9 protein-coding genes are annotated in these 14,106 nt (G+C 75.9%); 4 read left to right on the top strand and 5 right to left on the bottom strand.

Annotated features, from left to right (window positions below; translation table 11 throughout):
• Positions 1-60 precede the first annotated feature (60 nt).
• Positions 61-789, top strand: coding sequence for a thioesterase II family protein (locus ACZ4SV_RS12640; protein WP_468003802.1), 729 nt, complete (start codon positions 61-63; stop codon positions 787-789).
• Between the two features lie 92 nt (positions 790-881).
• Here ACZ4SV_RS12640 and ACZ4SV_RS12635 read toward each other — a convergent pair whose 3' ends face one another.
• Positions 882-1,916 (bottom strand): acyl-CoA dehydrogenase family protein, encoded by a 1,035-nt coding sequence (locus ACZ4SV_RS12635; protein ID WP_468003800.1) that lies wholly within the window; start codon positions 1,914-1,916, stop codon positions 882-884.
• Positions 1,917-1,919: 3 nt separating this feature from the next.
• Complete coding sequence (locus ACZ4SV_RS12630; RefSeq protein ID WP_468003798.1) at positions 1,920-3,203, bottom strand: acyl-CoA dehydrogenase family protein; 1,284 nt, start codon at positions 3,201-3,203, stop codon at positions 1,920-1,922.
• 247 nt (positions 3,204-3,450) lie between these two features.
• On the opposite strand from ACZ4SV_RS12630, the gene ACZ4SV_RS12625 reads away from it, so the two are divergent.
• The 3 genes from ACZ4SV_RS12625 to ACZ4SV_RS12615 are packed head-to-tail and all read left to right on the top strand — an operon-like array spanning position 3,451 to position 11,574.
• Positions 3,451-6,747 carry a non-ribosomal peptide synthetase gene (locus ACZ4SV_RS12625; RefSeq protein WP_468003796.1) on the top strand — a complete coding sequence of 1,099 codons (3,297 nt, stop codon included), beginning with the start codon at positions 3,451-3,453 and terminating at the stop codon, positions 6,745-6,747.
• Positions 6,747-7,514, top strand: coding sequence for a thioesterase II family protein (locus ACZ4SV_RS12620; RefSeq protein ID WP_397939141.1), 768 nt, complete (start codon positions 6,747-6,749; stop codon positions 7,512-7,514). The genes ACZ4SV_RS12625 and ACZ4SV_RS12620 overlap by 1 nt, the downstream gene beginning before the upstream one ends.
• 10 nt (positions 7,515-7,524) lie before the next feature.
• Positions 7,525-11,574, top strand: coding sequence for an SDR family NAD(P)-dependent oxidoreductase (locus ACZ4SV_RS12615; protein WP_468003793.1), 4,050 nt, complete (start codon positions 7,525-7,527; stop codon positions 11,572-11,574).
• A gap of 54 nt (positions 11,575-11,628) precedes the next feature.
• On the opposite strand, the gene ACZ4SV_RS12610 is transcribed toward ACZ4SV_RS12615, so the two are convergent.
• From ACZ4SV_RS12610 to ACZ4SV_RS12600, 3 genes are read right to left on the bottom strand one after another with little or no spacing between them, the layout of a single operon-like run.
• Complete coding sequence (locus ACZ4SV_RS12610; RefSeq protein ID WP_468003791.1) at positions 11,629-12,366, bottom strand: thioesterase II family protein; 738 nt, start codon at positions 12,364-12,366, stop codon at positions 11,629-11,631.
• Positions 12,363-13,631, bottom strand: coding sequence for a cytochrome P450 (locus ACZ4SV_RS12605; RefSeq protein WP_468003789.1), 1,269 nt, complete (start codon positions 13,629-13,631; stop codon positions 12,363-12,365). Before ACZ4SV_RS12605 ends, ACZ4SV_RS12610 begins: the two co-directional genes overlap by 4 nt.
• A gap of 1 nt (position 13,632) precedes the next feature.
• Positions 13,633-13,881 carry a phosphopantetheine-binding protein gene (locus ACZ4SV_RS12600; RefSeq protein WP_365879383.1) on the bottom strand — a complete coding sequence of 83 codons (249 nt, stop codon included), beginning with the start codon at positions 13,879-13,881 and terminating at the stop codon, positions 13,633-13,635.
• Positions 13,882-14,106: the final 225 nt, after the last annotated feature.

Genomic DNA, 14,106 nt, shown 5'->3' with positions numbered 1-14,106 from the left:
TCGTTACGATCGGCGGCGTTCCAGCTCCCTGTGACTTCCGGCCGAACGGTGGTGGGCGTGATGGCGATTCCCCGGTGGTTCCTGCGCAGTCCCTCGCCCGACGCCGAGTTCCGGCTGCTGTGCTTCCCGTACTCCGGCTGCGGCGCCTCCATGTACGCCGGCTGGCCGCAGTGGACCGGCCCGGTGGAGGTGCTGCCGCTGCAGCTCCCCGGCCGGGAGAACCGGATGCGCGAGCCGCACTACGGCACCTACGAGCAGCTCGCGGACGACGTGGTGAACGGCATCGCCGCCTATCTGGACCGGCCGTACGCGGTGTTCGGCCACTGCGGCGGGGCCCTGCCGGCCTTCGAGACCGTGCTGCGCGTCCAGGAGGCGGGACTGCGCCCGCCCGAGCGGTGTTTCGTCTCCTCCCAGGTGGCCCCGCAGGACGGGCCGTACGGCCGGTTCCTCGGCCTGTCCGAGGAGGGGCTGCGGGGCGAGCTGCGCGGACTGTTCGCGGCGCTCGGCTCCGCGGACCCGCCGCCCGACATGCTCGACCTCTTCCTGGAGGTGATGCGCGCCGACCTGGAGGCCAACCGGAAGTACCACCGCCCGGTGACGGCCGGCGCCTCCTGCCCGCTCACCGTGATCGGCTGGGACCAGGACACGGAGGTGCCGTACGGGCTGATGGGCGGCTGGGAGCGGTGGGCGGACACCTCCACGGTGGTGCTGCCCGGCACCCACTACACCTTCCTGAGCGCCCCGGACGCGCTGCTGGAGCGGCTGCGGACGGACCTGACCGGCGGCTGAACCGGCCGGCCCGCCGGCGGCGCCCGCGCGGCCGGTCCCGGCGGCGGTCGCGCCCGCCGTCCCGCCGGACCCGGCGCGCGCCGCCCCGGTGGTCACTCGCCGAGGCCGGGGGCCGCGCGGTCCCCGGCCGCCAGATGCGCGCCCGCCTCCTGCCACAGCAGGCGGGGCGTGCCCAGCCGGACCGCCTCCACGGAGGCGTGCCGGTAGGCGGTGGCGGCCGTCGAATGGGCCAGCATGCCCCGCACCCCGTGCAGTTGGACGGCCAGCCGGGCGCAGGCGAGGGCGTGTTCGGCGGCGGCGGCGAGCGCCTGGGCGGCGACGGCCCGGCAGTCCTCGCCCCGGTCGTGCCGCCATGCGGCCTCGTGCACGAGCAGGTGCCAGCCGTCACCCTCCCCGGTCAGCCGGGCCAGCCGGTGCGCCACCGACTGGCGCTCCACCAGCGGGGTGCCGAACTGGCGCCTCGTGTTGACGTGCGTGCGCGCCGCCGCGAGCGCGGCCTCGGCGATCCCGGTCAGCACCGCGGCCTGGCGCACCCGGGCCGCGGCCAGCGCCGGGTGCGGCACCGTGCCGTCCACGGCGAGCGGCTCGGCGGGAGCGCCGGTGAAGCGCAGCAGCCGGCCGGGCAGCCCGAGCAGCGGATGGTCCACCGGCTCCACGCCCGGCCCCGTGGGCACGGCCGTGCACCACCGGGCCGACCCGTCCGGGCCGGTCGCCCGGACCACCGCGAGCGCGGCCTCCTCGACGGGCAGCGGCCCGCTGTCCCCGAACAGCCGGCCCCGCTCGTCCAGCCGCACGGTGGGCGGGCCGTGCACGCCGACGGTGACGAGCTGGGTCTCGCCCTTGGCGCACCGGGCGGCGAGCGCGGCGGCGGTGCGGTCCGCCGGCAGCAGGTCGAGCGCGAGGCGCGTCTCGCGCCGGGCGGGCAGCGGGCACAACTGGCGGCCCAGCTCCAGATCGACCATCACCTCGGCGCCCAGCCCCAGGCCGTAGCCGCCGAGACGGTCGGGCAGGCCGAGTTCGGGCACCCCGATCGCGGCCAGCTCGGCGTGGGTCTCGCCGGTGCGGCTGAGCGCGGCCCGTACCGCCTCCGCGAGCCGTATCTGCACCGGGTCCAGGGTCAGATCCACCGGTCAGCCTCCCGTTCCCACGTCGTCGAGCAGCCGTGCGCCGGTGACGATGTCGAGCAGCACCTCGGACGCGCCGCCCGAGACGGTCATGCCGGGCGCCTCCCGCAGGGCCGCCTCCAGCACCCGGTCCGGCGCGTCGGCGCCGTCCGGGCGGACGGCGGACAGGCCCAGCACCTCCAGCGACCACCAGGACACGGCCTGCGCGGTCTCGCTCGCGTGCCACTTGGACAGGGAGGCCGTGGCGATGTCCGGCCGGTCCTCCTGGAGCTGTTGCAGTGCCCGGCAGGTCAGCAGCCGGGTGGCGGCCAGCCGCGCCTGGTGGCGGGCGAGTCCGGCCCAGGCGTCGGCGTCCGGTACGGGTGCGTCCGGCAGGTGGGCGCCCGGTGCGGGTGCGGTCGGCAGCCGGGCGTCCGGTGCGGGACCGGCCGGCTGCTGGGCGTCCGGTGCGAGTGCGGCCGGCATTCGGGCGTCCGGTGCGGGTGGGGACGGCAGCCGGCCGGCGGTCAGGCCGAGCCAGTGCCGGGCCCGCGCGTAGTAGTCCAGGCCGCTGCGCTCGGCCGCGAACATCCGGGTGATCAGGGACCAGCCGTCGCCCGGGGCGCCGAGCACCGCGTCCGCCGCCACCCGCGCCTCGTCCAGCCGGACGTCGTGGAACTGCTCGTCGGCCAGGCTGGGCAGGGGCCGCACGCGCACCCCCGGCGCGTCCAGCGGGACCAGGAAGAGGGAGATGCCCTCGTACCGGCTCCGCTCCGGGGCGGTGCGCACCGCGCACAGCGCGAGATCGGCGTACGCGGTCTTCAGGTTGTAGGTCTTGCGGCCCGTGACGGCCCAGCCGCCGTCCGGCAGCGGCCGGCCCCGCGTGGTGATGCCGGCGAGGTCCGAGCCGTGCTCCGGCTCGGTGAACAGGATGCAGACGGACAGGTCCCCGGCGGCGAGCCGCGGCAGCAGAGCCGCGCGCTGCCCGGGCGTCCCCGCCTGGAGGATCAGCGAGCCGACGATCTGCACGGAGATGTAGTACAGGCTCTGCGGCACGCCGTGCGCGACGAGTTCCTCCAGCAGGACGACCGTCTCGGTGAAGTCCCCGCCGCGCCCGCCGTACTCGGGCGGCCAGGACGGGGCCAGGACGCCCGCGCGGCCCAGATGCCGGTACAGGGGCCGGACGTCGCCGTCCATTCCGTCGGCGCGCGCCCGGACCTCCGCCAGCAGGGTCCGGGTGTCGGGAGAGGCGAGCAGAGCGCGCAGCTCTTGTCTGAAGTCGAGGGTTCTCCGGGTGACGCTCAAATCCATGAACGCGTCCTTGTCGAGACTCGATGGCCGCACTACTGTGGCACACGTTGTCCGTCCTTGAATAGTGCCGCATCGGCCCGTCGACGGGTGAGCGCCGGGGGGATCCGGAGCGTCGGCGATGTGTCGGCCGAGTTCGCCGGCCGAGCTTTTTCTCGCGGTGTATCCGACGTAGTCCTTGTGCCGTTTTTGCTGTGGCGCCGGCTGTGCGCCTGGTGAAGTGGGGGATGAATTGGCTGGACAAGGCGAGTTGCTCCGAAGACTGCGCGGCCTTTCCGCGGAGCGCCGGGCCGAATTGCTGGCCCGGCTGGACGGAGCGGAACCGGGGGTGCGCACCGCGCCGCTCACCTTCCGGCAGGAGCAGCTCTGGCTGTTCGACAAGGTGTCGCCCAGCAGCACCGCCTACGGACTCGGCTTCGCGCTGCGGCTGAGCGGCCCGCTCGACCTGCCCGCGCTGCGGGCCGCGCTGGACGACCTGACCGCCCGGCACCCCGCCCTGCGCACGGTCTTCCCCCGGGAACACGGCACCGGTGCGCAGGTGGTGCAGGCCGCGCGGGCGGTCCGGCTGGAGCCCGAACCCTGTGCCCCGCAGGATGCGGCGGCCAGGGCCCGGGAGATCGTGACGGCCGAACTGGCGGACGGGTTCGACATCGACGCGGCCCCGCCGCTGCGGCTGCGGCTGCTGCGGCTGTCGGCCGCCGAGCACGTCCTGCTGCTCGTCTCCCACCATCTGATCCTCGATCCGCGCTCCGTCGGCGTACTGGTGGCGGACCTCGTCGTGGCCTATCCGGCCCGGCTTGCCGAGCGGAATCCCGAATTCCCCGCCGAGGCCCACCCCTTCGGCGAGTACGCCGCCTGGCAGCGGAACTGGGCCGAAGGCCCCGAGGCGCGCGCCGGAACGGAATTCTGGCAGCGCGCCCTGGCCGCCTGGGAGAACACCGAGATTCCCGCCGACCACCCTCGGCAACGGGTTCTCGACCTCACCGCGGATACCGTCGAATCCCGCATTCCGGATGAACTCCTGAAGCGCGTGCGTGATTTCGCCGAGAAATCCGGGAACGAAGTGGAGGACGTCTTTCTCGGCGCCTTCTTCGCGCTCGTGTCCCGGCATGTGCCGGGCACCGACCTCACCATCGGCATACCGCACCGCGTGCTCGGACCGTTCCCCTCCGCCCGGCTGGTCGGGGACTGCGGCAACCTGCTGCCCCTGCGAGTGGAGGTGGCCGGCGATCCCGCGTTCGCCGAGGTCGTACGGCGGGTGCGGGAGCGGCGCGCTCAGGCCCTGCGGCACGGCGCCACCCCCTTCCGCGCCATCCTGGACGGTCTCGGCCTGGAACCCGACCCCTCCCGGCTGCCGCTGGTCCAGCTCGGCTTCGACGCCTGGGCCGAGCCCGTGCACAGCGCCGTCGCCGACGGGCTCGCGATCCGCGCCGAACGCGTCGACACCGGCGCGGGCAGCTTCGAACTCGCGCTGGAAGTGACGTCGTTGGACGGTCCGGAGCCGGCGGTCCGGGTCCGCTACGCGACCGCGCTGTACCGCGCGTCCACCGCGCGCCGGCTGGCCGGACGTTTCCTGCTGCTGCTCGCCCAGGGCTGCGCCGAGCCCGCGACCCCGCTGCACGCCCTGGAGATCACCGCGGCGCAGGAGCGCACCGCCATCCTGACCCGGTGGAACGCGCCCGTCGGCAGCCGCCCGCCCGAGGTGCTGCACCGGGTCTTCGAGGACGTCGCCCGGGCCCACCCCGAACGCGTCGCGCTGGCCGGCCGCGGCGGCCACCTCACCTACGGCGCACTGGAGTCCCGCGCCAACCGGCTGGCACGGCACCTGATCGCGGCGGGCGTGGCGCCGGGGGACCGGGTGCCGGTGCTGGTGCGCCGCGGCCCGGTCGCCGTCACCGCCATCCTCGCCGTGCTGAAGGCCGGCGCCGCCTACGTCCCCGTCGACCTCGGCCAGCCCGCCGACCGGGTCCGCACCATCGTCGAGGACTGCGGCGCCCGGCACGTCCTCGTCTCACCGGAGGCCGCCGAGGCGGCGGAGGGCGGCCCGGCCGGGCTGGTCACGGTCACCGGCGAGGCGGACGAGTACCCGGCGTACCCGGACTCCCCGCCCGACGCGGTGGTCTTCCCGCAGTCGCTGGCGTACGTCATCTACACCTCCGGCTCCACCGGCCGCCCCAAGGGCGTCCTGGTCGAGCACCGCAACGCCACCGGGTTCGTGCGCAACGTCCAGGAGATGTTCGGCCTGGACCCGTCCGACCGGGTCCTGCACTTCGCCTCGCTCGGCTTCGACGTGTCCGTCTTCGAGATCTTCGGCGCGCTGCTGACCGGGGCCCGGCTGCACGTCGTCGACGAGGAGGAACGCTCCTCCCTGGACGCGCTCGACGCGATCCTCGCCGACGAGCGGATCACCGTGACCGACCTCCCGCCGGCGATCATGGAACTGCTCGACCCCGACCGCTACCCGGCGCTGCGCGTGGCCTTCGCCGGCGGCGAGGCGTTCTCCGGGGAACTCACCACCCGCTGGGCCCGCGGCCGCCGGTTCACCAACGGCTACGGCCCCACCGAGACGACCGTCACCGTGGTGGCCAAGGACTGCGCCGGGCACTGGTCCGCCTCCCCGCCGATGGGCCGGGCGATGACCAACCACCGCGCCTACGTCGTCGACGGCGGCCTCGGCCTGCTCCCGCCCGGAGCGGTCGGCGAACTGGCCGTCGCCGGGCTCGGCGTGGCCCGCGGCTACCTGGGCCGCCCCGACCTGACGGCCGACCGCTTCCGCCCCGACCCGTACGGGCCCCCCGGCTCGCGCATGTACCTCAGCGGCGACCTCGCCGGCTGGAACGACGACGGGGACCTGGTCTTCCACGGCCGGGCCGACCGGCAGGTGAAGGTCCGCGGCGTACGCGTCGAACTCGGCGAGGTCGAGGCCGCCCTGCGCTCCCTGCCGGGCGTCGCCCAGGCGGTCGCCGACGTGGCGGCGGACCCGCACCGCGGCACCCTGCTCGTCGCCTACGTGGTGGCGCAGGAGGACGGCGGGCCGGAGCCGGACGGACTGCGCTCCGCCCTCGGCCGGCTGCTGCCGCCGACCATGGTGCCCAGCGTGTTCGTGCCGGTCCCGGAGATCCCGCTCACCGCGAGCGGCAAGGTCGACCGGCGCGCCCTGCCCGCCGTCGAGTTCGCCCGGCCGGACGGCCCCGACGACACCGGCATGGACGACGGCACCCCCACCGAACGCACCGTCGCCACCGAGGTCTTCGGCCCCCTGCTGGGCACCCGGATCGGCCGCCACGTCAACTTCTTCGCGCTCGGCGGCACCAGCCTCCAGGCCATCCGGATCGCCCCCCGCGTCAAGGCGGTGTTCGGCGTCGACGTCTCCATCGCCGAGTTCTTCGCCGCCCCCACCGTCGAGGGTCTCGCCCGGATCGTCGACGAGGCACTGGCCCGCCGGGACCAGCGCCGCGACCGGCTGGCCGCCGCCCTCGAACTCGTCGAAGGACTCGGCGACGACGAGATCGCGGCCCTCGCGGACGAGCGCCCCGGGGACGCCTGATGACCGACGCCGTGTTCACCGCCGAGTCCCCCTGGATCCGGCGGGCCGCCCGGCCCGCCCCCGCGCTGCGGCTGATCTGCCTGCCGCACGCCGGGGCCGGCGCCTCCGCCTTCCGCACCTGGCCCGCACTGCTGCCGCCCGCCATCGAGATGATCGTCGTCCAGCTCCCCGGCCGGGAGGACCGCTCCCGGGAGGACCCGCCGACCCGGCTGCGGGCCCTCGTGCGGGCCTGCGCCGTCGCGCTGCGCCCCTTCTGCACCGGCGACTTCGCCTTCTACGGCCACTGCGCCGGCGCCCTGCTCGGCTGGGAGGTCGCCCGCGAACTGGGCGAACGGCACCGGCTGTGGCCGCGCCGGCTGCTGGCCGCCGCCCAGCCCGCCCCGCACCTGCCGCCGCCCGCCCGCCCGCTGCACGCCCTGCCCGACGCGGACCTCGCGGCGGAGGTCGAACGGCGCGGCGGGCTGCCCCCGGCGGTGCGCCGCAACCCGGCCCTGCTCGACATGCTCCTGCCGCTGATCCGCTCCGACTTCACCCTCTGGGAGACCTACCGGTACGAGCCCCGCCCGCCGCTGCCCGTCCCGGTCACCACCGTGCGCGGCACCGAGGACACCACGGTCCCGGCCGCCGCGCTCGGCTCCTGGGCCGAGCACACCACCGCCGGGCACACCCACCACGAGGTGGACGGCGGCCACTACTTCGTCAACCAGCCCACCGAACGGACCGCCCGTGTCCTCGCCCGCGCCCTGCTGGCCAGTGACACCCGCTGAGGGGGAGACCATGGCGCACCACACCGGCGCCGCCCGAACCGGCGCCGACGACCCCGGCGTACTGAGCCGGCTGGCCGAGGCCGTGCCGGGCGTACGGGAGGCCGCCGTCGTCTTCGACCGGCGGGTCCGCACCGCCCCGACCGCCCCGGCGGCCGGACCGCGCACCGCGCCGCCCGCCGGCACCCCGGTCCCGGGCGACCGGCCCGCCGTCAGCGCGGGCCCCCCGGCCGCCGTCCCGCCGGACGCCCCCCGCACCCTCACCGAGGCCCTGCTGCGCGCCGCGGACCTCGCCCCCGGACGCGGCACCACCTATCTGCTGCCCGACGGCGGCACCGACCGGCAGACCTACCCGCAACTGCTGGACGAGGCCCGCCGCGCCCTGACCGGGCTGCGCGCCGCCGGACTGGGGCCCGGTGACCCGGTGCTGCTCCAGTGCGCCGACAGCCGGACCTTCCTGACCGGCTTCTGGGCCTGCGTCCTCGGCGGCATGGTCCCCACCCCGGTGGGCCCGGTCCTCGACCACACCACCGACAACGCGGGCACCCGCCGGCTGCGGGCCGCCTGGGACCTGCTCGACCGCCCGCTGATCCTCACCGACGAGGCGCTGCGGGCGCCCACCGCCGCGCTGACCGCCCGCTGGAGCGCGGGCGCCCCGGCCCGGGTCGCCTCGCTCGCCGCCCTCACCGCCGCCGAGGCCGCCGCGCCCCACCCCGCCGGCCCCGACGACCCGGCCGTGCACCTGCTCACCTCGGGCAGCACCGGCACCCCCAAGTGCGTACGCCACGCCCACCGGTCGATCGCCGCGCGCACCCACGCGGTGGCCGCCGCCAACGGCTTCACCGAGCACGAGGTGACCCTCAACTTCATGCCGCTGGACCACGTGGGCGGCATCGTGATGTCCAACGTCCGGGACGTCTTCCTGCGCTGCGAGCACGTCAACGCCCGCACCGAGGCGTTCGTCCGGCGCCCGCTGGCCCTGCTGGACTGGCTGTCGGAGTACCGGGTGACCAACACCTGGGCGCCCAACTTCGCCTACGCGCTGGTCTGCAAGGAGGCCACGGCGATCCGGACGGGCGGCTGGGACCTGAGCGCCGCCCGGCACCTGTGCAACGCCGGCGAGGCCGTGGTGGCCCGCACCGCCCGGCGCTTCCTCGACCTGCTGGTCCCGCACGGCCTGCCGCCCACCGCGATGGTCGCCTGCTGGGGCATGTCCGAGACGTCCTCCGGGGTGACCTACTCCGCCCTCGACGCCCGTGACCCGTCCGTCGGCACGGCCGTGCTGGACCCGCGCTCGCTGGACGGCCCGCTCGCCACGCTGCCCCCGGACGCCCCCGGCGCCGTGCTGCTCACCGAGGTCGGCCCGCCGGTCGCCGGCGTCACCCTGCGGATCGTCGACGAGCACGGCGAGGTGCTGCCGGAGGGCCGTATCGGCCGGCTCCAGGTCACCGGCGACACCCTGCTGCTGGAGTACCACCGCAACCCCGGGGCCAACGCCGCCGCGTTCACCGGCGACGGCTGGTTCGACACCGGGGACCTGGCCTTCCTGCGCGACGGCCGGCTCACGCTGACCGGCCGGCAGAAGGACATGGTGATCGTCAACGGGGCGAACTACCCCGTCGCCGACGCCGAGGCCGTCGTCGAACAGACCCCCGGCGTCCGGCCCGCCTGCGCCGCCGTGTGCGGGGTCCGCGACGAGGAGCGCGGCACCGACACCATCGTGGTCTTCTTCGTCCCCGACGACGAGGCCGCCGGCGACCTGGACGGCACCGTCGCCGCCGTGCGCGGCGCGCTGGCCCGGGAGCTGGCGCTGAACCCGGAGGCGGTGATCCCGCTCACCGCCGAGGAGTTCCCGCGCACCGCCAGCGGCAAGGTGCAGCGCGGGCTGCTGCTGGAGGAGCACCGGGCCGGCCGGTTCGCCGACCGCCGCTACGACGACCGGGCCGGGGAACCGGACACCGCCGGCGCCCCGGTCCTGGAGCGGGTGTGGCTCCCGGTCCCGGACCCCGCGCCCGTCCCCGCCGACCGGCCGGTGCTGCTGCTCGCCCCGCCGGACAGCCCGCTGCCCGCCGCCCTCACGGCCCGGCTCGGCAGGTCCCTCCGGATCGTCACGGGACTGCCCGCGGCTTCCCCTGCGGGGCCACGGGACACCGGCGCCGTACCGGACCGGTCGGTGGAGTCCGCCGCGGACCCGGTTTCGAGGCCGGCCGCGGAGTCCGCTGCCGGGCCGGGGGATGCCGGCGCCCTTCCAGGACGCACCACGGATTCCGCCGCCGGGCCGGGGCACGCGGGCGCCGTTGCGGGACCGGCCGTGGAGTCCGTCGTAGAACCGGTTCCGGGGCCGTCCGGAGAGCCCGGCGCCCCGTCGGTGGACGCCGTCGCCGATCCGTTCGACCCGGGCGCCCTGGTCCGGGTCCTGGAAGGGCTCGCGCCCGCGCTCGGGCCGGACCCCCTGGTCGTCTGCGCCTGGGACAGCGGACCGGAGCACGACGGGCCCGCCGACGAGCCCGCCGTCCGGCTGCTCGCCACGCTGTCGGCGCTGGCGCGCACCCTGCCGGGCGCCGGCGTCACCGTGCTGACGCGGGGCGCGCTCGGCGTCGACGGGACGGACCCGGTCGCACCCGGCCGGGCCGCGCTCGCCGGACTGGTCCGCACGGCCGCCGCCGAGGGCCTGTGCGCCGCCGTCCGGCTGGTGGACGCGCCGGCCGGCGCCGGGCCCGCCGAACTGGCACGGCTGGCCCTGCTCCCGTACCCGGAGGACCTGGCCGCGGCCCGCCCGGGCGGGACCCGCGCACCACGGCTGCGGCAGGTGGAGACGGACGCCGGGCTCGCCGTCCCGGCGGACGCGCTGCCGCCCGGCGGCACCTGCCTGCTGATCGGCGGTCTCGGCGGGCTGGGCGCCGTCCTCGCCGAGTACCTGCTCGCCGCGCTGGGCGCCCGGCTGCTCGTCACCGGCCGCACCCCGGAGGAGAAACTCTCCGCCGAGCACACCGGGGTGCTCGCGGACCTGCGCGCGCTCGGCGACGTGCGCTACCGGGCCGCCGACGTCGCCGACCCGGCCGCGCTCGCCGCCGCCCTCGCCGAGGCCGAGCGGGACTGGGGCGCGCCGCTCGACCTCGCGGTGCACGCCGCCGGCGCCTCCCCGGCACCCCAGTGGACCGACCTCACCGCGCACGAACTGCGCCGGGAGACCCCCGGGTGGCTACGGCACATGCTGCACGCCAAACTCGCGGGCGGCGCGGCGCTGGAGACCGTCCTGCGCACCCGCCCGCGGACCGGCGTGGTGCTGTTCTCCTCGGTCAACGGCCACCTCGGCGGCGCCGCGTACGGCGCCTACGCGGCGGCCAACGCGGCGCTCGACGCCTACGGCCACCGCTGGAGTGCCGAGGGCCGGTACGTGCGCTGCCTGGCCTGGAGCATGTGGTCGGGCACCGGCATGAACGACGGCAGCCCGCTGGTGGCCGCCGCCGAGCGGCGCGGGCTGCGCTCCCTGGACCCCACCGAGGGACTGCGCCTGCTGCTCGGCGCGCTGGCGGACCCCCGGCCGTACCTGCTGCTCGGCGTCGACCCGCGCAACCCGCATCTCGCGTCCGAGCTGGCCCCGGACCAGTTCGCCGGCGGCAGCGTCGTGGTGGCCCTCGTGGTGGCGGAGGACGCCGACCGCGACGCGGTGCGCGGCGCGGTGGCCGGCGCGCTCGCCGCGCACGGCGCCCTCGCCCAGCTCGTCGTGGTGCCGCGGCTGCCCCGCACCCCGGCCGGGGAACCCGACGTCGTACGGCTGCTGGCCGAGCGGGCCGAGGAGCGCCGGCCGAGCCGCTACGCACCGCCGGCCGGCCCGGCCGAGACCACGATCGCCGAGGTCTTCGGCGAGCACCTGAAGCAGGAACGGGTGGGCCGGGACGACTCGGTGTTCGCGCTGGGCGGCGACTCCATCGTGCTGCTCCAGATCGCCGACGCGCTCGGCCGGCGCCTCGGCCGGGAGGTCCCGGTGCCGATGCTGTACCGGCACGCCACCGTCCGGGAGCTGGCGGCGGCGCTCACGCCCGCCGCCGCGGACCGCTGACGCGGCGGAGCCGGGACCCGGGAAGGAGACCCGGGCCCCGGCTCCGCCGGCTGCTCAGCCGGCCGCGCGCAGCACCGACTTCGCGACCAGCTCGTGGTGGTCGGACAGGAAGAAGTGACCGCCCGGCAGGACCGTCAGCTCGAACGGGCCGGTGGTCTGCTCGGCCCACGGCGCCATGTCCTCGGCCCGGACCTCGGGGTCGCCGTCGCCGCACCAGGCGTGCACCGGGCAGTCGAGCGGCGGTCCCGGAACGTACGCGTACCGTTCGATCAGCGCGAAGTCGGCGCGCATCATCGGCAGCAGCACATCGAGCAGTTCCTCGTGCGCGAGCACCGCCTCGGGAGCCGACCCGTACTCCCGGAGCATGCGCACGAACTCCGCGCGCGGCAGGTCCGACACCGGCGTCAGCGGCCGGGTGATCGGCGGTGCGGGCCGCCCGCTGACGAAGAGCGCCCGCGCCGGGCGTCCCAGCGCGGCGAGCCGCCGGGCCACCTCGAAGGCGGTGATGGCGCCCATGCTGTGCCCGAAGAGCAGCGGCCGGGTCGGCGCCGCGGCGATCAGCGGCGCCAGCGCGTCCGCCATCTCCGTGATGCTCGCCGGGCCGGGCTCGCCCATCCGGGGCCCGCGGCCCGGCGGCTGGACGGGGACCAGCTCCGTGCCGGCGGCGAACACCTCGGCCCAGGGCGCGTAATAGGTGGCCGTGCCGCCCGCGAACGGGAAGCAGTACAGCGTGGCCGACGCCGCCGGACGCCGGAACCGGTTGTCGAACCAGGCCCCGGCGCGGGCGCTCACGCCGGCCCCCGCACCGGCGCGCGGGGCGTCAGCCGGACCGGCAGGTGCTTGTAGCCGGCGACGAAGTTCGAGGCCAGGTGCACCGGTTCACCGGCCGGCTCCACCCGCTCCACCAGCTCCAGCAGCTCGTCCAGGAACACCTCCAGGCCGAGGGTGGCCAGCCCGGCGCCGACGCAGTAGTGCGGCCCCACCCCGAAGGCGAGGTGCCGGTTGCCGGTCCTGGTCCCGTCGAACTCGTACGGCCGCTCGAACACCCGCTCGTCGCGGTTGGCGGAGCCCAGCCACACGCTGACCGGCTCGCCCTCGCGGATGGTGCGCCCGTGCAGCTCCACGTCCCGCAGCGCGTAGCGCATGAAGTGGCTCGCCGGGGACGACCAGCGCAGCGTCTCCTGCACCAGGGGCCGGCGCAGCTCCGGGTCCCTGCGGGCGGCCTCGAACTGCTCCGGGTGCTCGGCCATCGCCAGCACGAGGGTGGCGGTGGCGTGCGGTGTGGTGACGTTCGCGCCCAGCAGCAGCGCGTAGCAGTTGAGGATGAGCTGCTGCTCGGTCAGCCGCTCGCCGTCCACGGTCATCGACCGCAGGATGCCGATGAGATCGCCGGCCTGTCCGCCGGCGGCCAGGCGGTCGCGGACCTCGGTGCGGAACAGGTCGAAGAGTTCGTGGTGGGCCAGCCGGAGGGTCTTGCGCGGATCGCCCAGGGAGTAGTCAGGGTCGTCGTAGGCGATGGTCGTCGTGGTCAGTTCGGCCATGCGCCGCCAGTGGTCCCGGGGCAGCCCCATCAGGGTGCCGGTGAAGGCCATCGGGAACATCAGCGCGGCCTGCGCCAGGTCGAACACCCCGCCGTCCAGGGCCGGTCGGAGCAGTTCGCGTACGATCCGGCGCAGCGCGACCTCCTGGGAGGCCACCGCGCGCGGGGTGAGCGCCCTGCTGACCGGCTCGCGCAGCAGCCGGTGGCGCGGCGGATCGGTGTCCGGCATCATCTCGTCGGACGCGAAGTCCGGCATGCTGAGGTCGATGATGCACAGCATGGTGCCGCGCCGCGAGGAGAAGGTGCGGTGGTCCTTCAGCACCCGGGCGACGTCCTCGTACCGGGTGAGCACCCAGAAGGGCTCGCGGCCGTCCCCCGGGTCGCAGCGGTAGGCCGGGTCCGTCTCCCGCAGCCCGGCCCACACCGCGTGCGGGTCCCCCGCGGCGTAGTAGGCGGAGTCGAGCAGGTCCGCGTCCTTGAACGCCACCGGTGCGAACGGCGGGCGCGACAGCCGCATCTCAGGCTCCTTCCGTGGGCACGGCGAGCCGGGCGTCGATCTCCTCGGCCAGCTCGGACACGACGGTCGCCCAGTAGAGCGTGCGCGGCGGCAGACGCACGCCGAGGGTCTCGTCGATGGCGTCGAGCAGTTCCAGCGCGGTCAGCGAGGTGCCACCCAGCAGGAAGAAGTCGTCGCTGTCGGTGACGTGTTCCTTGTTCAGCACGCGTGCGTACAGTTCGGCGACCCGCAGGCTGGTGCGGTCCGGCATCGGGGTCTCACCTCTCAGGACGTCTGGATACGAACGGCATTCCGCCGGGGACCGGAGAACGGCATTCCGCCCACGGACCGGAGAACGGGATTCCGCCGGAGGCCGGCGGGCGCGGTTTCCATGAGCCGACTGTTCCCCCCGAGACGTGTATTCATCCGCCTCGCGGATTCCTTCGGCCGGCACGAACGGCATTCTCTAAGCGGAATCGGATCGACCGCGATCATG

This window comes from Streptomyces sp. NPDC027672 (assembly GCF_055566335.1).
This window is presented reverse-complemented; position numbering and strand designations above follow the sequence as displayed.